This is a genomic window from Paraburkholderia gardini, assembly GCF_907164545.1.
GTDB classification, from domain to species: domain Bacteria; phylum Pseudomonadota; class Gammaproteobacteria; order Burkholderiales; family Burkholderiaceae; genus Paraburkholderia; species Paraburkholderia gardini.
Window position 1 is genome coordinate 63676 of record NZ_CAJQZB010000019.1, and the last position, 20676, is coordinate 84351.

Consider the following 20676-nt stretch of genomic DNA (forward strand, 5'->3'; position numbering starts at 1 on the left):
CTTCACACGCTGAACTCAGGCAGCTTCAGCGATCTGCGCCGTTTCCAGCTTTGCCGCAGCGGCGGCTTTCTTTGTCTTTCCCGCACGCGAAGGCGGCTGGCATGCGCCACACACAACGTTGTGCTGCAGATCGTGACGATGCGCCACGAACTTGCCTGTGCAACGGCAGCACGGCGTGAGTTGCAGGATGTCCGCATCGAAGAAACGCACGAGCGTCCATGCGCGCGTCAAATCCAGAACCGGTTCGGAATCGCTGTGCCGGCAATGTTCCAGATACAGCCGATAACCTTTGGTGAGCGCCTCCAGATGCGAGCAGCGCGCTTCGTTCTTCAGAAACAGGTAAGTGTTATAGAAGAGCGATGCATGAATATTGGCGAGCCACGTCATGTACCAGTCCGCCGAGAAAGGCAGCATGCCCTTCGGCGGCGATACACCTTTGACCTCGCGATACAGGCGGATCATGCGGTCGCGCGAAAGCGTCAGTTCGCTTTCGAGCACCTGCATGCGCGCGCCGAGTTCGATCAGCGCGATGGCGCGAAATACGTCCTGCGCATCTTCCGTCAGACTTCGCTTGAGCATCGCTGTCACCTTTATGCAAACTGCTCAGCGGGTTGGCCCGCAAGCAGGATAGCAGCGTGAGTCGGTGCGACTTCCGCGTGTTTCGTCGTTTGCGTCAACGCCGACAACATGACGTGGTCGTTGAAGCGGAAAAAACATAAAAGCTGATCGGAAGCGGCCAGCTTGACGATCTGCGCGAGCGACAGCCCCGCCAGTAAATCAGCCAGTTCCGATGACAGTCCCAACCGGAACATGCCGATCGGTTTGTCCTCACGCAGCATACGTTGCGCAAGCATGATGTAAGACAAGTTAATCTCGCGGATTGAATCCAGCGTCTCGCTGCTACGGTCCATTTTCGTTTTCCGAAGCCCCGAATTACATTTTTTCGGCATTTTTTGCCGTTATGTTTTGTACCCACGCCTGGACACTGAAGATTTCCGGCGTCATCACAACTTTGATACAAGGTGTTACATCTCGTAACACCTTGGACCGAATTGTATGAAGGCATTTCCCGGAAATCAATCCTTTTCGTAAAAAATATCTCAAAAAACTGACACCATTTTCGGTAACTTTTTCATCTGCTTGAAATACTGGCCGTGCAGTGTGTTTAATTCGTCCGATTAAAAGCCTGATTTGCCGCAAAGCCTTGTGTTCTGGGCATCCGGGAAAATACTGAGGAAAGCGGAAAGAGACAGGATGTGGGACGGGGACAAAACACGACTGAAATGGGTTCGGTAAAAAACACCTTTCAATTCGGAAAAAAATACGGGGCCGTCTGGCGGTTCCGTTTGTGACGATCTGTAACGCATAGCTTACAGTCGACTGTTACAAATCACCTCGAGTTTGTAACTGACACCAACGGGTCTGGCAGATTCGGTCTGCTTCATGCTCAAAAGAAGGCCCAACCGGGTGCCGAAAATGTTACCGGCGAACGCGGCGATCAGTCCGCGTCCCCTTATGCAGGCTGCCTGACACGGTGCCACTAAAACAGGCATTAATATTACAACCGTAGACCAGACGGGCCCCGTAGCCGGGAAACAGGCCACTAACCAGCGCGCCTGCTAGCGAGAGAGGGTGGGATCGATGTCGAGGCGATAGAGGCCAGCAGAAGCATCGTGCCTTATTGTGCGTCGTGAAAGATCACGCCCAGCGTGTGCCGGCGCCCCGAGCGCAAGCGGCTGACGCCATGCCGCAGCTTCACGCGATACGCACCGCGTGTGCCTTGCACCGGGCGCTCGTTGACCGCGAAGATCACCGCGTCGCCCTGCGCGAGCGGCACGACTTCGGCGCGCGACTGCATGCGCGGCCGCTGCTCGGTCAGCACGAATTCGCCGCCGGTGAAGTCGCGCGCCGGCGCCGACAGCAGGACTGCCACCTGGATCGGAAACACGTGTTCGCCGTACAGATCCTGATGCAGGCAGTTGTAGTCGCCGGTGGCGTACTGGAGGATCAATGGCGTGGGGCGCAACTGGCCCGCCGCGTGGCAGCGGTGCAGAAATGCGTCGTGCGCAGCCGGATAGCGCGTATCGAGATGCATGAGCGCGTTCCAGCGATTGGCGACCGGCACGAGATGCGGATAAAGCGTGGCTCGCAGACTGTCGACCACATTCGGCAACGGATACGTGAAGTACTGGTACTCGCCGCGCCCAAACCCGTGGCGCGCCATCACAACGCGGCTGCGATACAGCTCGCCTCGTGTGTAACCGGCCGTCAGTGCCTCGCATTCGGCGACGGTAAGCAGTTGCGGCACGGTGGCGCAACCATACTGGTCGAGGTTGTCTTCGATGTACGTCCAGTCGATGGCCGCGACGCGCTGTGCAATCGAGCCGGCCGGCTCCGGACGATCACGTCGTTCACGCCTGGCGTCAGGGGACGCCGGTTCACGCTCCGGCTCGAAGAGTGTTGTCTGATCCATGTCCGGTCCGGTTCCATTCAGCGATGTCATGGCGACAGTCTACGGAACCCGACCGTGCCGCACACTCCGTGTCTTGCTGTCTGATTCGTTGATTCCCGTGCGTCACGTGCCGGCGCGCTGCGCGGCGATCGCCTCGGCGTGTGCACGTAGCGCCTGCGCGGTTTGTGGATCAGCCGGGAAAAACGCTTCGATCGCGAGTTCCGACAGCGTGACGTCGACGGGCGTGCCGAATACCGTCGTCGTGCTGTAGAACGACAGGACGCCGAGGGCGGTGCGCACGCGCAGCGGCACCGCGATCAGGCCGGCGTCGGTGAGGGGATTATCTTCGGGCGCGGCGTCTGGCGGCGTCGGACAGGCCGCGAGTTCGTCGCGCAGGGCGGCGAGTGTGGCGTCGCCGCTTACGTCGATCTGGCGTTGCAGCCGCGCGAGCACATGCGCGCGCCATGCATGCCAGTTGACGATCGACGCAGCCAGTCCGTCCGGATGCAGGCTCAGCCGCAACGCGTTGACAGGCCCTGCGAGCAGCGCCGGGCTCGCATTGCCGGCCAGTACCGCGAGCGCACTGTTGGCGGCGACGATTGTCCAGTGCCGGTCGACGGCAAGTGCCGGGTAGGGTTCATGACCCTTCAGGACGAGATCGACAGCCTCGCGTGCCGCCGCAAGCTGCGGATCGGTCAGCGGGCGCTCGCGAAAAAGCGGCGCGTAGCCCGCTGCGACGAGCAGCGTGTTGCGCTCGCGCAGCGGCACCTCGAGGCGCTCGGCGAGATGCATCACCATTTCGCGGCTCGGCACCGCGCGCCCCGATTCGACGAAGCTCAGATGCCGTGTCGAGATGTCCGCCTCGGTCGCGAGCAGCAGCTGGCTCATGCGCCGCCGCTGGCGCCATTCGCGCAGCAGTTCGCCCACGCTGCGACGAGCCGCCGGTGAGACGGATGCAGCGGGCGGCGTACCGTTTTGCGCGGGGCCCGGGAAACCGGTCTGGAAAGCGGAAAGTGTGTTCATGCTGTCGATGATAGCCAATCGGGGCCGCGGTTCCATTACCTCCCGCGTAATCGACCTGCTGCTCCGCATCGCCGAATCTTCAGTCCGGGCCTGCCGTGCGTATCGTCGCGCGGCGCTGGTGCCCTTTCCCTTTCCCTTTCCCTGTAAACCCGCTGAAGGAGTCTGACATGAGCCCACATACTCAACTGATCGACCAGTACTTCGACGCCTGGAACGAAACCGACGCCGCGCGTCGCCGCGAGCTGATCGCCGCGACGTGGACCGACGACTGCGCCTACGTCGACCCGCTGCTCGCCGGTAACGGCCACGATGGCATCGATGCGATGATTCGCACGGTGCACGAGCGTTTTCCGGGGCACACGTTTCGTCGCGCGTCCGACGTCGACGGCTTCGCGAACAACGTGCGCTTCTCGTGGCGGCTCGAAACGCCCGATGGCACGCCGATCGTGAAGGGTTCGGATTTTGGCGTCGTCGAGACGGGCGGGCGGCTCTGCACCGTCACCGGTTTCCTGGACCAGGTGCCGGGCGGCGTGTAACGGCCGGCGTCGGCGTGGAGTCCGGGTCCGGACAAGCGCGTGACAGCCACATGTTCAATATGTGCGCGCCGGCACGATCTGTCGGGTATCGTTACCATGCGGGACCGGGCGCCGGCGTGCACGGCGCGAGGCCGCGCGCCTTCGCAGCCGGCCGGACCGCGTGCGAAGGCGCCCACCGTGCTAACTGAACCGAAGGAGAGGACGTGCTGAAGAACCTGGACCCACTGTTGAACGCTGACATTCTGCATGCGCTGCGCGCGATGGGGCATGGCGATGAACTGGTCGTCTGCGATGCGAATTTCCCGTCCGACTCGGTTGCGCGCTCAACGGTACGCGGCACGTTGCTGCGTCTCGACGGTGTCGATTCGGCGCGCGCGGTTCGCGCGGTACTTTCCGTGATGCCACTCGATACATTCGTCGACGATCCCGCGCTGCGCATGGAAGTGGTGGGCGAGCCGGACACGATTCCTGTCGTGCAGCGCGAAGTGCAGGCCGAAATCAATGCCGCCGAAGGCCGCGACGTACCGCTTGCCTCGCTCGACCGGTTTGCGTTCTACGAACGTGCGCGCAACGCGTATTGTGTGATCGTGACGGGCGAAGCGCGAGGCTACGGCTGCTTCGTCTTCAAGAAGGGCGTACTCCTCGCACCGGACGCCCCGAAGGAAGTCCCCTTGGGGGGCGCCCCGGAGGAAGTCCCCCTGGCGAGCGCCTCCCGATGAAATGCACCGCGCCAGGTTCGCGGCGCGGACGTAACGTCAACACACGTCTTTTCGCTTGGAAAACGGCGCCAATACACATATTCTGACGATCAACGTCCGGGAACTGTCGCGCTTTCGCCCGGTCTTCTGCCTATTCTTCCCAGGAGCCCTCTCATGATGCGTCCCGTCGATTCCGGCGTAATCTTCATCGCACGTATCGCCCTCGCTGTGCTGTTTCTGTGGTCGGGCGTCATGAAGCTGACCGGTTACGCAGGTTTCGTCGGATACCTTCAGTCGAAGGGCGTGCCGTTCGTGCAGATCGCGGCGCCGATCGCGGTTGCCGTCGAAACGCTCGGTGGCCTCTTTCTCGTCCTCGGTTTCAAGATCCGTCCGCTTGGCATCATCATGGCGCTGTACACCGTCGCGACGGCGATCACAGGCCACGATTTCTGGAATATCACCGATGCCGCGCTCCAGCACGACATGATGATTCATTTCTGGAAGAACATCGGAATTGCCGGCGGTTTCCTGCTGCTGTTCGTGACGGGCGCCGGGCGTATCAGCATCGACGGCGCGCGTGCGCCGCATCGCGGGCTGGGTCTGTAACTTGCTGGTCCGGTTGTGCCGGTCCCCTGGTGGATGCGGCACGCGGGCGCCAGCGGAAATTCACTGGCTGTGCGAGGATGGTTTCAGGCATATTCATGCAGGGAGCGGACAATGATTCAAAGTTTCAGTCAGACCGTCGGCGGCAAGGTATTTCAGCTTTGCGCGAGCCTCGGCGAAGGACCGACGCCGCATCGCGTGATCATCAGCGATGCCGGTTCGGCGAAAACGCTGGTCATATTCGACGCGTCCGGTTTTCTCGGCGCGCTCAAGGCGGAAATCGAGGACCCGGCAAAACTCCTTGAAAACGCAATCCGCAAGGTGCAGGAAGAAGGGCTTGTCGAACGCGCACTCGATACCGGCGAAATCCAGGAAGCCTCGCTTTGACGCCTGACTGACAGGAGATTTCGCGAGGCGCTACAACGGGCTACATCAAGCGGTTCGCGCGATGACAACCCCCACGCTGCTCACGCATCGTGGGGGTTGTGCTTTTGGCGGTTCCTGGAAGTCACGATTCGCCGTCGGCCGCAAGATTCAGGCGGTCTGGTTCGCGCGCGTGCGGTTCGGGATGCACGAGACACCCGAGCGCCGCACCCGCGAGCAGCAGCGCGGTGCAGATGGCCGCCGACGCCTGCAATCCATCGACGATGTTCGCGGCCCGCGCACCGCTCGCAAGTGCGCCGAACGCCGCCACGCCTATTGCACCGCTTGCCTGGCGCACGGTGTTGAGCACGGCGGATGCCGTCGCCGCGCGTCGCGGTTCGACCGAAGCGAGAATGGCTGTGGTCATCGCAGGAACCGCGAGTCCCATGCCGGAAGGAATCAGCAGAAACGGCAGGAGTATCGCGATGAGCGGCGTCGACGCGCCGACAAAATGCAAAAGGCCGTAGCCGAGCGCGCCGACACACGCGCCCGCGATCATCGGCAGGCGCACGCCGTAGCGGCCCACCACCCAGCCGCTCGCCACGTTCGAGACGAGAAAGCCGGCTGTCAGCGGCAGAAACGCGAGGCCGGCCTGCAACGGGGTATCGCCGCGAACGCGCTGCAAATACAGGCTCAGCACGAACACCATCCCGTAGTACGTCAGATTCACGCAGCTGCCGAACAGTACGGCGGCGCTGAACGTGCGGATGCGAAACAGCGACAGCGGCAGCATCGGCTCGCGAATGCGACTTTCGATAGCCACGAACGCAACCCCGGCGACGAGCGCAAGCGCCAGTCCGCCCGCTACCAGCGGATGGGCAAGACCGAGCGGCCGCCATTCGATCACGGCGCCGGTGAGCGCGGTCAGCATGACGACAGCGAGGAGTTGCCCCGGCAGATCGATACTGTGTGGCCTTGGCGCGTTCTGGCTGGATGTCTTCGATTCAGTGTCGCCGTGCGGAATCCACGCGAAGGTCGCAAGAAGTCCGCCCGCACAGATCGGCAGGTTCACGAGGAAAATGCTGCGCCATCCGAACGCGGCGATCAGCGCGCCACCGAGGACCGGGCCGGCGGCGATCGCGATGGCGCCGGCAGCCGTCCACAATCCCACGGCACGCGCCCGAAGTTTGGAGTCGTGCCCGCATGCCGTGTTGAGCAACGCAAGCGAATTGGGCAGCATCGCCGCCGCGCCGATGCCCTGCGCGGTGCGCGCGGCGACCAGCATCGCGCCGTTCACCGACAGTCCGCAGGCAAGCGAGGCGAGCGCGAACAGCATCATGCCGGACGCGTACAGACGACGTGCGCCGAAGCGGTCGCCGAGCACGCCGAACGACAGCATCGTCACCGCGAAGGCGAGCGTGTACGCATCGACGATCCATTGCAGGCCCGATACGCTTGTGTGCAGGTCGGCGCCCAGTTTCGCGAGCGCGATATTGACGATGGTCACGTCGAGCTGCGTGACGACGAAGCCCACGCTGACCGTTGCGACGATGCGCGCGAGTGTGGGAGTGAAAGTTGTGTTGGGCGAGTTCATACGAAACATCGTAGACCTTCTCGTGTCGCGATGTTTCGTGCTGCCGTGAAGTATGGATGCGCTACCGTTCATCATGCGAAAACGCAGGCGCCGCGTCGCGCGCGTGCGCCGTCTGGCATTGCTGCGTGCGTGTCGAAATTCGGACTGTTCTTATGGGCTGGGGGAGAGCACGCCAACAGAATCGCGGGCGAATCCACCTGTTAAGAGTTCTCTCATGCGTATTGCCATCCTCCAGCGCGACCCGGTTCACTCCAAGATCATCGAAAGGATCATCACTGAGGCAGGGCATACGTGCCTGACGTATCAGGACGGCATGAGTTTTTCAAAGGCGCTGGCGCGTTCGAGCGTCGACATGCTGGTGCTCGACTGGCATGGATCGCGTCTGTCGGGTGCCGACATTCTGAAATCGGTGCGCTCGGTGGGCGGCGAGCAGTTGCCGGTGATGTTCGCCTCGACCGATGGCTCGGAGGAAAGCATGGTGCGCGCCCTGTCGTTCGGCGCGGACGACTATATAACGTTGCCGGTACGTCCCTTCGAATTCCGCGCGCGCGTTCGTGCGCTGCTGCGCCGTGCGTATCCGGAGCGGCACGGCGCGGCGCGCTTCGACTGTGGACCGTACCATTTCGATACGCGTCGCCAGCTGGTGACGTTGCGCGGCGACCCGATTCATCTGTCGGGGACGCAGTACCGGCTCGCGTCGCTGTTCTTTTCCAACATCGGCCGCGTACTGTCGCGCGATCACATCTTCGCGATGGTGTGGGGGCGCGAGTTCCGCGAGTTCACCCGCACGATCGACAGCCACGTGTCCCGCCTGCGCGTGCTGCTCGCGATCGATCCGCAAAACGATTTCCGCCTGCAGCCGGTGTACAAAAGCGGTTACCGGCTGCTCTATCTGCGCCCGGGCGAAGCGGACCAGCAAAAGGCTGCTTGAGCGCAATACCCTCGAATCATGACGCACGCGAGCGTCGCCACGCGTGCTTCACCGCACGGCCTTCGCCGTGCGAAACACACTCAAAGCGAAGGCAGTGTCGGGCGCGTCTCGATCGAACGGCGGATCAAGGCTTCGACGGATTTGCGCTCGTCGCCCACAAGCGGAAGGCGTGGCGGCCGGACCGGCTCCGTTCCGAGCCCGACGATAGTCTCGGCGAGCTTGATGTTCTGCACGAGTTTCGCCGACACATCCAGCGCGAGCAGCGGCGCGAACCAGCGGTAGATGGCGCGCGCTTCCTCGGTACGGCCCGCCTTGATCAGCCTGTAAATCGCGACCGTCTCATGCGGGAACGCGCACACGAGGCCCGCGACCCAGCCATGCGCGCCCATCAGAACCGCTTCCATCGCCAGATTGTCGACGCCACACAGAATCGCGAAGCGATCGCCGACCGCGTTGATCAGGTCTGTCACACGCCGCACGTCGCCGCTCGATTCCTTGATCGCGACGATTTTCTTTTCGTCGGCGATTTCCGCGAACATGTCGGGCGTCATGTCGACGCCGTATGCGAGCGGGTTGTTGTAGACCATCAGCGGCAACGCGCTCGCGTTCGCGATCATCCGGAAGTGGTTCAACGTCTCGCGCCGGTCCGACAGATAACGCAGGCCTGGCAGCACCATATAACCCGCCGCACCGCGCTTCGTACCGGCTTCGGCCTGACGGCAGCCGTCGAGCGTGCTGTTTTCGGCGATGGTCAGCAGCACCGGCACGCGTCCGCGGGACGCATCGACGGCAATGTCGAGCACGTCGAGCTTTTCATCGAGCGAGAGCGTCGACGCTTCGCCGAGCGAGCCGCACACGATGATGCCGTCGACGCCGGCATCGATCTGCGCTTCGATATTTTTCTTCGTCCACGCGCGGTCTATGCTGAAATCCGCGTTGAATTTGGTGGTGACTGCGGGCAATACGCCTTCCCAGATATGTGCCATGGCGGCTCTCCTGATGATGATCTGAGCCAAGTCTAATCGCCGAAAATGCCGGGGTCTTGCGCGATTCCCGCGTACCGGATGACGATTTCAGCACAGGGCGAGCACGCGTCGGCCCGCCGCGCGCTGGCACAGGGCGGCGCCCGCGATGCGACAACGCGCAGATCCGTGCGCTATGCTGAAATCGTCATTGTGTGCGTCGAATCATGCCAAGACTCGCGGGGGCTTCGTTTCTACCATGGCGACATGAAAACCCTCAATGTGATTGACTCGCACACGGGCGGTGAGCCGACCCGTCTCGTCGTGTCGGGTGGCCCGGATATTGGCAGCGGTACGCTCGCGGAGCGTTTCGACGTGCTGCGCACGCGCTTCGACGACTGGCGCGCGGGCATCGTCACCGAGCCGCGCGGATCGGATGTCGTGGTCGGCGCGCTGCTGTGCGAACCGGACGACCCCGAAAACGCGGCGGGCGTCATCTTCTTCAACAATGTCGGCTATCTGGGCATGTGCGGGCACGGCACGATCGGGCTCGTCGTGTCGCTTGCGCATATGGGACGCATCGGGCCCGGTCAGCATCGCATCGAAACGCCGGTGGGCGTCGTCGACGCGACGCTCAATGACGACGGCAGCGTTTCCGTGCGCAACGTGCCCGCGCGCCGGCATCGCAGTGCCGTGACGGTCGACGTGCCCGGTTACGGTCCGCTGACGGGCGACGTCGCCTGGGGCGGTAACTGGTTTTTCCTCGTCGCGGGTCATGGGCGCACGCTGGTGCCGGCCAGCATCGTGGAACTCACGACGTTCACCTCGGCGATACGCGACGCGCTGATCGCGCAGAACATCACCGGCGCCGACGGCGCGTTGATCGACCACGTCGAACTTTTCGGACCGCCTGCGCAGCCGGGCAACGACAGCCGCAGCTTCGTGCTGTGTCCGGGCAACGCCTACGACCGCTCGCCGTGCGGCACGGGCACGAGCGCGAAAGTCGCGTGTCTGGCGGCGGACGGCAAGCTCGCCGAAGGCGCGGTGTGGCGCCAGGAAAGCATCATCGGCAGCGTGTTCGAGGCGAGCTGGCGCGCGGGCGATGCCAGCGATACGGTCATCCCGACGATTACCGGTCACGCGCACATCATGGCCGAGGGCAAGCTGTGCTTCGATGATCGCGATCCGTTCGCGTGGGGCATCCGGACGCAATGACGGCGGATGCGTTGATCGTCGGCGCGGGCATTGTCGGCGCTGCGTGCGCGGCGGAGCTGGCGGCGCGCGGCATGCGCGTCGACGTGATCGACGCGGGCGGCATCGGTGGCGGCGCGACGGCTGCCGGCATGGGTCACATTGTCGTGATGAACGACACGCCGGCGGAATTCGCGCTGAGCCGGTATTCGCGCGACCTGTGGCTCGACCTCGCGCCGCGGCTTCGCACGCGCGACACGTTCGCGCGCTGCGGCACGCTATGGGTCGCCGCCGACGATGAGGAACTGGCCGCCGCCCGCGCGATGCACGACGCGTTCGCGGCGCAGGGCGTCGCGGCGCAAATGCTGGACGCGCAGGCGCTGCATGCATGCGAACCGGCGCTCGCGCCATCGATGACAGGCGGCTTGCGCATTGAACACGACAGCGTTGTGTACGCGCCGACCGTTGCGGAATGGTTGCTCACGCAATCGCCGTCCGCGGCGAACATCAACGTGCGGCTCAGCACCGAAGTGGCAAACGTCGACGCGCGGCATGTGACGTTACGCAGCGGCGAGCGGATCGGCGCGGCGCATGTGATCGTCGCGAACGGGATCGCGGCGCACCGCCTCGTGCCGTCGGTGCCGTTGCAGCCGAAGAAGGGCCATCTCCTGATCACCGATCGATACCCCGGCGTGATCCGGCATCAGCTGCTCGAACTCGGTTACATCAAGAGCGCGCATCACGCGAGCGGCACGTCGGTGGCGTTCAACGCGCAGCCGCGTCCGACGGGGCAACTTCTGATCGGCTCATCGCGCCAGTTCGATTCGATCGATCCGGCTGTCGAAATGCCTGTCCTCGGGCAGATGTTGCGGCGCGCGGCGCAATATCTGCCCGCGTTGCCGGCGCTGAACGGCATTCGTGCGTGGACCGGATTTCGCGCGGCGTCGCCGGACGGCTTGCCGCTGATCGGCCCAGCCGGCGACATGGCGCCCGGCGTGTGGCTCGCGCTTGGACACGAAGGTCTTGGCGTGACGACTTCGCTCGCGACCGCGAAGCTCCTGGCCGCGCAAATCACGCAGAGTGCGGCGCCGATTCCGGTTGAGCCGTATTTGCCCGCCCGCTTCAGCGAGGAAAAGCATCATGCGTGAAGCCAACGCCACGCTGGTTCGGGTCACGGTGAATGGCGACACGATTGCGATTGCCGAAGGCGCGACAGTCGCGGCCGCGCTCGCGATTGCGGGCGCGCGCTGTTCGCGCACCTCGGTAAGCGGCCAGCCGCGTGCGCCGCTTTGTGGAATGGGTGTTTGCCAGGAGTGTCGCGTGACGGTCGATGGCCGCGCGCATGTGCTCGCCTGCCAGACCCTGTGCCGCGAAGGCCAGATCATCGAAACGACGGGGCCGCGATGACAGCGCACTACGACGTCGTGGTCGTGGGCGCCGGTCCGGCGGGACTGGACGCGGCGCGCACGGCCGCGCGGCAGGGTGCACGCGTCGCCGTGCTCGACGACAATCCGCGCCCCGGTGGCCAGGTCTGGCGGCAGGGCCCGGCGCATGCGCCAGGCGCATTGCTGGGAGATGTACTTGCCGCGCTGAAAGGTCATGCCAACGTCAGCCTCTGGCCTTCGACGCGTGTCGTCGCGCCGTTACCTGAACGTGGACTATTGATCGAATCGGGCGTGGAAGACGGCGTCACGTTGCATTACGACCAGTTGATCCTCGCGACCGGCGCGCGCGAGCGCTTCCTGCCGTTCGCGGGCTGGACGCTCCCCGGCGTGACCGGCGCGGGCGCGTTGCAGGCGTTGATCAAGGGCGGCACGCCCGTGCGCGGCGAACGGGTCGTGATCGCGGGCAGCGGGCCGCTCCTGATCGCGGCGCTTGCCAGCGCGCGCGAAGCGGGCGCGCATGTCGTCGCGGTGATCGAGCAGGCGTCGGCCGCCGCGGTCGCGCGGTTTGGCGTGGCGCTTGTGCGAACACCGTCGAAACTGCTGCAGGCCGCGCAACTCACGCGCGGCTTCGCGGGGTTGCGCTACTGGACGAACAGCGTGGTGAAGGAAGCGCAAGGTCACGGCCGCGTCGAGGCCGTCGTGATCCGGCGGGGATCGAAGGAAGAGACGCTGGGGTGCGAGCGCATCGCGTGCGGTTACGGTCTCGTGCCAAACGTGACGCTCGCACAGTCGCTCGGCTGCGTGCTCGATGCAACGGGCGCGATTGCCGTCGACGACGCGCAACGCACTTCGGTCGATGGGGTGCTGGCAGCGGGCGAATGCACGGGAATCGGCGGTATGGAACTGGCGCGTATCGAAGGGCGGATCGCGGGCTTCACCTCTGCAGGGGTCGCCACGCAGGAGGCTGTTTCGTTGCTCGCACAACGTGATCGCTGGCGACGCTTCGCCCGGTGCGTCGAAGACGCCTTCACGCTAACCGACCGGGCGCGCGTCCCGCCGTCCGGCGATACGCTGCTGTGCCGCTGCGAAGACGTCACGGTGGGCGAAGTCCGCGCGCACGCCAGCTGGCGCGACGCGAAGCTGCATACGCGCTGCGGCATGGGCGCGTGTCAGGGGCGCATCTGCGGCGCGGCCGCGCAGACCTTCTTCGGCTGGGATGCCGCCCAGTCCCAGCCTCGTCCGCCGTTCAGTCCCGCGCGGATCGCGACGCTGATCGCCGCCAGCGATGATAGACACGACAGCGAATCCGCCCGCTAAAGTTGAAACGCCGCTGCGCCGAAGCGTCGATCCGCTGCTTTCACCGATTTTTTCCATGCACCGTGCGGCCCTATAATCGAGCCGACTCGACCTGCCGCACCGTTATCGACCTCACGGGACCCCTACGATGAACACGCTGGCTGCAACGCTCGAGCCGGCCGCCGCGACACTGGCCGGCATGCTTTCGCATTTCACGCTGCTGGAGCCGGTATTCGACGCGATGCCGGACGTCGTCTTCTTCATCAAGGATACGGAGGCGCGCTACGTCCTCGTGAACCGCACGCTCGCTTCGCGTTGCGGTTTCAAGGAGAAGGCCGCGCTGCTGGGCAGAACCGCCGAAGACGTGTTTCCACGGCGCTTCGGCCGCATCTATACCGAGCAGGACAAGGCGATCATCCACATCGGCAACCAGATGCTCGACCAGCTCGAACTGCATCTGTACCCCGGGCGGCAACCCGGCTGGTGCCTGACGTGCAAGCAGCCGCTGCACGATCCGCAAGGCCACGTCGTGGGTCTCGCGGGCATCTCGCGCGATCTCAGGGCCGACGAGAGTAGTCATCCCGCGTACAGCAAGCTGGCGGCCACCGTGCAGTACATCCAGGACAACTACGTGCAGCCGCTCAACCTCAAGCAACTGGCGGAGATGGCGGACATGTCGGTGGCCCAGCTCGAACGGTATTTTCACAAGGTCTTTCATCTGACGCCGCGTCAGGTGCTGCTGAAAACGCGCCTCGACGCCGCGACCGCGCTGCTCGTCACCACCGACAAGGTCACCGATGTCGCCGCGCTCTGCGGTTACACCGATCACAGCGCGTTCACGCGGCAGTTCAAGGCGACGGTCGGCATCACGCCGACTGAATACCGGATGCTGCTAAACGACAGCGCGCGCGGCTGAAGCAGGGCACATGGCGCGCCTGAAGAAGACACATCATTACTATGTGTACGTCGTCGAACTCGAAGAAACCGTGTGGAATGAAGCGCGCTTTCGCCGCGCGAATCCGGATTACCGTTTCGATAAACCGTGCGTCTATGTCGGGATGACCGGGCTCGACCCGGACTTGCGCTTCGACCGGCACAAGGCCGGCATCCAGTCGAACCGCTACGTGCGCGACTATGGTCTGCGGCTGCTGCCGCATCTGTATGAGGTGTACAACCCGATGCCGTACGACGGCGCGGTTGACATGGAAGTGGAGCTTGGAATCGGACTGCGTGAGGCAGGGTACGCGGTATGGCAGGCCTGATGGTCCTGTCTGCACCTGAAGGCGCCAACGTAGACCCTCAGCGTTTGAAACCGTGCCTGTGGTTTTCTCGCGCGTACAGGCGCTTACGGGCGCTTATTTGACACCCAGGCCTCGCAGAATCGCGTTGCCTTCCGGCGTCAAACGGAAACGCGGCGTACTCGTGTCCGCGGATGCAACCTGCTCGACGAGGCCAGCTTCCTGCAATCCGGGAATTTCGGGCTTGGCCATTGCATCGACCGGCGAGTGCAGCAGGAGCAGCAATGTGGCGAGCTCGTGATGGCTCAGCAGCCGGCGCAATATCGTCGGCCGCTTTGGGCTAGCGGGAGCTACGCCAGGATTCGTGTTTTGTTCGTTCATTGGGCGCACCTTGTCTACGTTGGTGTCCGGCGAATCCTACGGAGCGATTCTTAAACGATTATTAAGGGCCCGCGCTGCATCCGTCGATGTGACCCGGCCCGCATTACCCGCGCTTACACGTAGCCGCCGACCTTGCTACCGGTATCCGTCGCCGCGCATGAGGCGCGGGTATGCGATACGTGGTAGATCAGGGCGCGCAGGTTCTGGTGGCGCTTTCGAGCCACAGGTTGTCCACGTGGCGCTCGCCCGCGTAGAAGCGGTATTGCGTTGCGCCATTGTCGGCGCGCACCTTCACGATGTTCGAATCGCCGAAGTCGAGCATCGAGCCTTGCGGAATCGACGTCGTCTTGAACTGGGCGTTATGTTTCCGGGCCTGTTCGGTCAGGCAATTGACCACGTCGCTCACGGAGCGTTGTGTCGGTTGATCGGCGACCGGATCGCCGGCATCGGGGTTCTGGAACTGCGCGCAGGCAGCGAGAAAAAGAGGGATCGACAGGGTTGCGACAATTTTCTTCATAACTCTCCTGGCCTTTTCAGTCCGCGCGGGCTGTGTTCGTGACGCCAGGATGGCGCCGTCAGGCCGTATTTCAGCGTGAACACCGGCAGGCGCGAGGGTGCGGATTAACCGTCATTATATCGGGCCCGGCCTGGGCAGCCTCCGGGCGGCCAGGCCGCGGCCGTCCGGACGCCGTGCTCAAAGGGCTTAAACGGTTTCTCAGGCAGGGCCAGAAGGGCGGGCCGGCTTCTTCTTCTGCTGCGCCTGCGCGGCGAGCCTGACGGCCGCATTTGCCGCGCCGTAGCCGTCGTAGCCGCCGCGCCGCTCGACGATTTCGAGGAAGAACCGGTGGTCGAACTGTTCCGTATACGCGTGAAAGAATTCGCCGCCGCGCTCGTCGCGGTCATACAGGATGTTGTGCGTCCGTAACGCTTCGAGCAGATCGTCGGCGAGGCCGTAACGCGCGGCAAGGTCGTCGTAATAGTTGCGCGGGATGCGCAGCAGCGGCAGGCCGTTCGCGATGAACCCGGGGAGGGTGCTGAAGATGTCGGCGGTGCCGAACGCGACGTGGTTCAGGCCCGACCCGCGATACATCGACAGCGATTCTGAGACCGCCGTATGCCGGTCCATCGAAGCATTGAGCGCGATGCGCACCGAGCCGTCCCGACTGCGCACCGCGCGGCTGCGCACGAGACCATACGGATCGGGAACGAGCCAGTCGGCTTCCGCCTGAAAGCCGAACGCGGTCTTGAAGAACAGCACCCACGCGTTCAGCGAATCGGCCGGCAGCGACAGGCACACGTGATCGATTCCAGTCAGCGCCCCTGCGTCGCCGGGGCCGTTCACGTCGGTGAGCACGAAATCGGCTTCGAAAAGCGTCGGCTCGTCGGGGGCTTCGTCGACGAAATAGTTGAGACTGCCATCCGGTCCCTGCACCGCCGGCAACACGCGTTCGTTCGGCCCGACGCGGCCGGAGAACGGCGCGTACCGGAAGCCGGCGGCGCGCTGGAACGCGAGCTTTGCATCGTCGACGCGAAACGCCGACGCGCACAGCGAAAGCCCGTGCTGGTTGAAAAACGCACTCGCGAACGAATCGGCCTCGGCGTTCAGCACGATCGACGCGGCGCCGTGCTGGTACAGCGCGACGTCCTTCGAGCGATGCTGGCCGGTGCGCCGGAAACGCAGCCGCGTCAGCCAGTCGATGAGCTGATTGCGTGCGGTGTCGTCGACGGCGAATTCGAGGAACTGGAAGCCGACGTGAACGGGCGCCGGCGGTGATTCGTACAGATGTCCGGTCTCTTCGACCGGCTTGCCTTCGCGCTCCAGCACCGCGCGCGTTTCTTCTTCGAGGAAGAGCAGCGAGCGGTAGCCGTCGACGGCGGTAATGGCCGTCGGGGCCGCGCGAAAGCCGTCGTTGAAGATTTCGAGCGACAGTGGGCCGTCGTAGCCGGTCTCGATCACGCGCGCCGTGAAGGCGGCCAGATCGAAATCGCCCTGACCCGGAAAGCAGCGGTAGTGACGGCTCCATTCGAGCACGTCCATGGCGAGCTTCGGCGCGTCCGCGATCTGCACGAACGCGATGCGCTCGCCCGGAATGGCCGCGATTTCGCCGACCGGATCGTCGATCGACAGCGTGTGGAAGCTGTCGAGCACGAGCCCGAGATTCGGATGATCGACTGCGTCGACGAGCCGCCATGCGTGGCGGTACGAATTCACGTGTCGTCCCCATGCGAGCGCCTCGTAACCCGCGATCACGCCGGCTTCCTGCGCCGCGCGCGCAAGCGCGCCGAGCTGGTCGACGATCAGGGCGTCGTCGCCGATCGTCTCCGGCGACACATTGCTGCAGACGAGAATCCGGTCCGTACCCAGTTCGTGCATCAGATCGAACTTGCGTTTCACCCGGTCGAGATTGCGCGCGAGACGCTCGGCGCTCACCCCTTCGAAATCGCGAAACGGCTGGAACAGGACGATTTCCAGACCCAGATCGCTTGCGATGCGCCGCACGTCGGCAGGCGAGCCGTCGAAATACAGCAGATCGTTTTCGAAGATCTCGATGCCGTCGAAACCGGCCGCCTGGATGGCCGTCAGTTTCTCGACAAGCGTCCCGCTGATGGACACGGTGGCGATCGAACGCTTCATGTGCGACTCCTGCCTGACTGAGGTGAAAAATGGAACGGGCGAATGACACGGCGGCACGGCCGGCAAATCGCAGTGTCATGACACCGGGGTGTACCCGTCAACTACATACCTGGGGAATACAACGACGCACACCGGCCGGATAACTTGCGCTACACTATAAACAAACTAACTAGATCGTACAAATTCGTAAAAACCCGCGCGCACGCCAGCGACCGCTACAGGCGGGCTGCAGGCACGCAACACAGGGCCACCGGGCCCGGACGAGGGCAGAGGAGTGGAAATGAACGTGCAGACATCGCATCTCGTGGGCCTGATCGGTTCAGGCATTGACGGTTCGCTGAGCCCGGCCATGCATGAGCGGGAGGCGAGTCAGCTTGGCCTGAACTACGTCTATCGCCGGATCGATCTGGCGGCGTTGAAGCTCGACGTGTCCGCGTTGCCGGACCTCCTCACTGCCGCTGAGCGGATGGGTTACAACGGGCTGAATATTACGTATCCGTGCAAGCAGCACGTCATTGCGCTGCTCGACGAACTGTCCGACGACGCGCGCGCGCTCGGCGCAGTGAACACCGTGCTGCTGAAGGACGGCCGGCGCATCGGGCATAACACCGACTGGTCCGGCTTTGCGCGCGCGTTCAAACGTGGTCTGCCGGACGTTTCGCTGGATGACGTGGTGCAACTGGGCGCGGGTGGCGCGGGCGCGGCTGTTGCGCATGCCGCGCTGACAATGGGTGCGCGCGCGTTCACGGTGTTCGATGTCGAACCGGCGCGGGCCACCGCGCTCGCCGCCGATCTGCAAACGCGCTTTCCCAAGGCCCGTGTGAACGCGGGCGGCTCGCTGCCGGACGTCATGGCGGGCGCGACTGGCCTGATTCACGCAACGCCGGTCGGCATGGCGAAGCTACCTGGCATGCCGTTGCCCGCGGAGTTGTTGCGCGCGGGCATGTGGGTCGCCGACGTCGTCTATTTTCCGATCCGCACGGCGCTTCTGCAGGCCGCCGAGGCCGCCGGATGCCGCACGCTGAGCGGCGGCGGCATGGCGGTTTATCAGGCCGTCGATGCGTTCCGGCTCTTTACCGGGCTCGAACCCGACGCCGGGCGCATGTTCACGCACTTTGAGTCGTTGCTGAAATGACCGGCGTCATGCCGGCAACGCGTGGTTGTAGCGTGCGATTTCCTCGTAAAACGCGTTCAGTTCGTCGATCGTGACTTCGTGCAGTGGCATGACGATATTGAAGTGGTCCTTGCCCATCAGGGTAGGGTGTACGTACCAGACGCCCTTTTTCGGTTCGAACGGCATGCCCGGTTCGACGAACGCATGCGCGTGACCGAGCGGAAACTGCGCTGAAGGCACGCTCACGAGGCCGTCGTTGGGGCGCCAGGCCGCGTAGCCGCCACCGAGATCTTTCCTGTTCATGCCCACGGCCGTGCCCGTGGGTTTCAGCAGTGGATTCATGTTGGGTGTCGGCACGCGAATGCCTTGCGGGCCAGGAAACGTGCCGTCGATCGCGTACGACGCGTAGTACACGTTCTCCGACGTCAGCGCCCACGTGTTCTGGAAATGCGCGGCGACGGTGGACAGGTCGTAGATGCACCCGTCATTGGTTTTCCAGATATGGCTTTCGAACACGCGCCGGATGTATTCCTCGTGGCCCTCTCCTTCCTCGCGCTGAAGCCCCCAATGCTGCAGGTTGAAGTCGTAGAGCGGTTCCTTGCCGGCCACGCCCGCGAGCGCCGCCACGCTGTAGAAAATATCCCTGAGAAACGTCGGAAAGTTGAGGTAATCATCCGCCGTGAGCGCGCCGTTCTGCACGCCTGCCACTGACGTGAAGCTATGCACCCACTGCTTGCCGCCCTTGAACAGATCCGAGGTAGGCGCTTCACGTGGGCCCGGATCGAATGCCATCTCGTCGGGGTCGCCGTGTTCCAGCAGCTGGATCAGTGTGCGTCCGGTCGGGCCGCCCATGCTGTGGCCGATCATATGCACCTTGTGCGCTTCACTCCACTGGGGAAGCACGCCAGGGTAGCTGCGCCCGTAGCGCTGATGGCCGTAACGCGCCGAGTGAACCGCGCCGTAATCGACGACCCCGCCCTTGATGAAGCAATACAGCTCGCAGGCGCGGTCCCAGTTGCTCGACAGCGGTCCCATCGATGCCGTGAACGTTGTGTAGCCCTTGCTGTTCAGATACTCCTGGATATCGCCTTTGGCGCCGCCCCAGTAACGGAAAAGCTGTCCGAAGATTTCGTCGCGACCCCAGCCGGCCATGCCGTGAACGAGCACGGTTGGATAAGGATTGTGCGCAGGCGGTTTTTTGTGCGCGTGAGATGCTGCGTGGGAAGCGGGTTGTGCGGGCGAAGTGGCGGCATGACGGGTACTCGGCATCTTCTGGTTCTCGTCGTAGTGGGTTTGGAAGGACTGCGGTGACGGGTACAGCGCTCAACACTGTCCCGCGCGCACCGAAGTGCAGTCAAAGCCGATACGACGAGTCTTTGATAATGATCAGGATAACAAAATATTTGACAAATATTTTCGTAATAGTGTGAACTGTTGAGTAACGAATTGCTTCGGGGGAGGCCAGACGCAAGAAAGGCAGAACGTCCATCGCCCGCGCCGCGCGCTGCCCGACCAGTCAGTCCTCGCGCTTGACGAAGCGCAGTACCGCGTCGACCACCATCGCGCGATGGCGTGCCCGCAGACGCGGGTGCGAGGGATCGCGCCCAAACGCGGCGCCGAACGTATGACGGTTCGCGACGCGATGAAAGCACAGCGAACTGATCATCAGATACAGATCGAACGCGTCGATGTCGTCACGGAACTGGCCGGCGGCCACGCCGCGCGCAAGGAGGTCTTCGATCGTTCGCAGCACGCTCGCATTGCGCTGTTTGAACGTTTTCAACTGCTCGATGTATTTCGCGTCGTGAATGTTCTCGATGTTGATAAGGCGAACGAAGTCACGATTCCTGTCGTGATAGTCGAACGTGAATTCAACGAGCGTATGCAGGCCGCCGCGCGGGTCCAGTTCGCCGATGTTCAGATCCTGCTCGTGCGTGCGGATATCGCCATACACCTTGTCGAGCACAGCCTCGTACAGCCCTTCCTTGCTGCCGAAGTAGTAGTACAGCATGCGCTTCGTGGTGTTCGTGCGTTCGGCGATCGCGTCGACCCGTGCGCCGCTGAGACCCATCGCGGAGAATTCCTCTGTCGCGACTTCGAGGATGTTCCGTCTGGTTTCTTCGGGATCGTACTTGCGCCGGGCTTCAGACGGGATGCCGGTATTGTCGGGCCCGGCTGCCTTGATTCCCTTTTTCATTGTGCATTTCAGCGGCGATGACGGCGCATTCTAGCACGCCGAAAAGCCCCATCCGACGTGGGTTTGCGGCATGTCGA

At 63.6% G+C, this 20676-nt stretch carries 23 protein-coding genes; 12 read left to right on the forward strand and 11 right to left on the reverse strand.

Going from position 1 to position 20676, the window contains the following annotated elements; translation table 11 throughout:
- Positions 1-15: 15 nt before the first annotated feature.
- From flhC to LPA37_RS14890, 4 genes are all read right to left on the reverse strand, one after another.
- A complete protein-coding gene (gene flhC, locus LPA37_RS14870) occupies positions 16-579 on the reverse strand; it encodes a flagellar transcriptional regulator FlhC (RefSeq protein ID WP_228980899.1) in 564 nt (187 codons plus the stop codon).
- Between the two features lie 11 nt (positions 580-590).
- Positions 591-911 carry a flagellar transcriptional regulator FlhD gene (gene flhD, locus LPA37_RS14875; RefSeq protein WP_228980887.1) on the reverse strand — a complete coding sequence of 107 codons (321 nt, stop codon included), beginning with the start codon at positions 909-911 and terminating at the stop codon, positions 591-593.
- Positions 912-1678: 767 nt separating this feature from the next.
- Entirely contained in the window at positions 1679-2473 is a 795-nt protein-coding gene (locus LPA37_RS14885) for a 2OG-Fe(II) oxygenase (protein ID WP_229012985.1), read from the reverse strand.
- A 102-nt stretch (positions 2474-2575) separates the two neighbouring features.
- Positions 2576-3475, reverse strand: a complete 900-nt coding sequence (locus LPA37_RS14890; RefSeq protein WP_456093796.1) for a helix-turn-helix domain-containing protein — start codon at positions 3473-3475, stop codon at positions 2576-2578.
- A 167-nt stretch (positions 3476-3642) separates the two neighbouring features.
- Between LPA37_RS14890 and LPA37_RS14895 the strand changes: the two genes are divergently transcribed.
- From LPA37_RS14895 to LPA37_RS14910, 4 genes are all read left to right on the forward strand, one after another.
- Positions 3643-4011 carry a nuclear transport factor 2 family protein gene (locus LPA37_RS14895; protein WP_228980878.1) on the forward strand — a complete coding sequence of 123 codons (369 nt, stop codon included), beginning with the start codon at positions 3643-3645 and terminating at the stop codon, positions 4009-4011.
- A gap of 203 nt (positions 4012-4214) precedes the next feature.
- Positions 4215-4730 (forward strand): RbsD/FucU family protein, encoded by a 516-nt coding sequence (locus tag LPA37_RS14900; RefSeq protein WP_228980874.1) that lies wholly within the window; start codon positions 4215-4217, stop codon positions 4728-4730.
- Between the two features lie 153 nt (positions 4731-4883).
- Positions 4884-5315 (forward strand): DoxX family protein, encoded by a 432-nt coding sequence (locus LPA37_RS14905; protein ID WP_228980871.1) that lies wholly within the window; start codon positions 4884-4886, stop codon positions 5313-5315.
- A gap of 111 nt (positions 5316-5426) precedes the next feature.
- The gene (locus tag LPA37_RS14910; protein WP_228980868.1) at positions 5427-5699 is read left to right on the forward strand and encodes a hypothetical protein; all 273 of its coding nucleotides are present in this window, start codon (positions 5427-5429) and stop codon (positions 5697-5699) included.
- Positions 5700-5820: 121 nt separating this feature from the next.
- Here LPA37_RS14910 and LPA37_RS14915 read toward each other — a convergent pair whose 3' ends face one another.
- Positions 5821-7278 carry an MFS transporter gene (locus tag LPA37_RS14915; protein ID WP_407672530.1) on the reverse strand — a complete coding sequence of 486 codons (1458 nt, stop codon included), beginning with the start codon at positions 7276-7278 and terminating at the stop codon, positions 5821-5823.
- 205 nt (positions 7279-7483) lie between these two features.
- Here LPA37_RS14915 and LPA37_RS14920 point away from each other — a divergent pair, with 205 nt between their 5' ends.
- Entirely contained in the window at positions 7484-8200 is a 717-nt protein-coding gene (locus tag LPA37_RS14920; RefSeq protein WP_228980861.1) for a response regulator transcription factor, read from the forward strand.
- Between the two features lie 80 nt (positions 8201-8280).
- Here LPA37_RS14920 and LPA37_RS14925 read toward each other — a convergent pair whose 3' ends face one another.
- Positions 8281-9186 carry a dihydrodipicolinate synthase family protein gene (locus LPA37_RS14925; RefSeq protein ID WP_228980859.1) on the reverse strand — a complete coding sequence of 302 codons (906 nt, stop codon included), beginning with the start codon at positions 9184-9186 and terminating at the stop codon, positions 8281-8283.
- 243 nt (positions 9187-9429) lie between these two features.
- On the opposite strand from LPA37_RS14925, the gene LPA37_RS14930 reads away from it, so the two are divergent.
- The 6 genes from LPA37_RS14930 to LPA37_RS14955 all read left to right on the forward strand — a co-directional run bounded on the left by LPA37_RS14930 (position 9430) and on the right by LPA37_RS14955 (position 14296).
- Positions 9430-10377, forward strand: coding sequence for a 4-hydroxyproline epimerase (locus tag LPA37_RS14930; RefSeq protein WP_228980856.1), 948 nt, complete (start codon positions 9430-9432; stop codon positions 10375-10377).
- Positions 10374-11501: an NAD(P)/FAD-dependent oxidoreductase gene (locus LPA37_RS14935; protein ID WP_228980996.1), complete on the forward strand. Its 1128-nt coding sequence runs from the start codon at positions 10374-10376 to the stop codon at positions 11499-11501. The genes LPA37_RS14930 and LPA37_RS14935 overlap by 4 nt, the downstream gene beginning before the upstream one ends.
- Entirely contained in the window at positions 11494-11760 is a 267-nt protein-coding gene (locus tag LPA37_RS14940; protein WP_228980853.1) for a 2Fe-2S iron-sulfur cluster-binding protein, read from the forward strand. The genes LPA37_RS14935 and LPA37_RS14940 overlap by 8 nt, the downstream gene beginning before the upstream one ends.
- Positions 11757-13055, forward strand: a complete 1299-nt coding sequence (locus tag LPA37_RS14945; RefSeq protein ID WP_228980850.1) for an FAD-dependent oxidoreductase — start codon at positions 11757-11759, stop codon at positions 13053-13055. Before LPA37_RS14940 ends, LPA37_RS14945 begins: the two co-directional genes overlap by 4 nt.
- A gap of 127 nt (positions 13056-13182) precedes the next feature.
- Entirely contained in the window at positions 13183-13950 is a 768-nt protein-coding gene (locus LPA37_RS14950; RefSeq protein WP_228980847.1) for an AraC family transcriptional regulator, read from the forward strand.
- Between the two features lie 10 nt (positions 13951-13960).
- The gene (locus LPA37_RS14955) at positions 13961-14296 is read left to right on the forward strand and encodes a hypothetical protein (RefSeq protein ID WP_228980844.1); all 336 of its coding nucleotides are present in this window, start codon (positions 13961-13963) and stop codon (positions 14294-14296) included.
- A 93-nt stretch (positions 14297-14389) separates the two neighbouring features.
- Here LPA37_RS14955 and LPA37_RS14960 read toward each other — a convergent pair whose 3' ends face one another.
- The 3 genes from LPA37_RS14960 to LPA37_RS14970 form a co-directional block, all read right to left on the reverse strand.
- The gene (locus LPA37_RS14960) at positions 14390-14653 is read right to left on the reverse strand and encodes a hypothetical protein (RefSeq protein WP_228980842.1); all 264 of its coding nucleotides are present in this window, start codon (positions 14651-14653) and stop codon (positions 14390-14392) included.
- A 187-nt stretch (positions 14654-14840) separates the two neighbouring features.
- Positions 14841-15170: a hypothetical protein gene (locus LPA37_RS14965; RefSeq protein WP_228980839.1), complete on the reverse strand. Its 330-nt coding sequence runs from the start codon at positions 15168-15170 to the stop codon at positions 14841-14843.
- A gap of 198 nt (positions 15171-15368) precedes the next feature.
- Entirely contained in the window at positions 15369-17288 is a 1920-nt protein-coding gene (locus LPA37_RS14970; protein WP_228980837.1) for a bifunctional sugar phosphate isomerase/epimerase/4-hydroxyphenylpyruvate dioxygenase family protein, read from the reverse strand.
- Positions 17289-17568: 280 nt separating this feature from the next.
- Here LPA37_RS14970 and LPA37_RS14975 point away from each other — a divergent pair, with 280 nt between their 5' ends.
- Positions 17569-18423: a shikimate dehydrogenase gene (locus LPA37_RS14975; protein ID WP_228980834.1), complete on the forward strand. Its 855-nt coding sequence runs from the start codon at positions 17569-17571 to the stop codon at positions 18421-18423.
- A gap of 6 nt (positions 18424-18429) precedes the next feature.
- On the opposite strand, the gene LPA37_RS14980 is transcribed toward LPA37_RS14975, so the two are convergent.
- Both LPA37_RS14980 and LPA37_RS14985 read right to left on the reverse strand, forming a co-directional pair.
- Entirely contained in the window at positions 18430-19671 is a 1242-nt protein-coding gene (locus LPA37_RS14980) for an esterase/lipase family protein (protein WP_229012986.1), read from the reverse strand.
- Positions 19672-19918: 247 nt separating this feature from the next.
- The gene (locus LPA37_RS14985) at positions 19919-20599 is read right to left on the reverse strand and encodes a TetR/AcrR family transcriptional regulator (protein WP_228980830.1); all 681 of its coding nucleotides are present in this window, start codon (positions 20597-20599) and stop codon (positions 19919-19921) included.
- Positions 20600-20676: the final 77 nt, after the last annotated feature.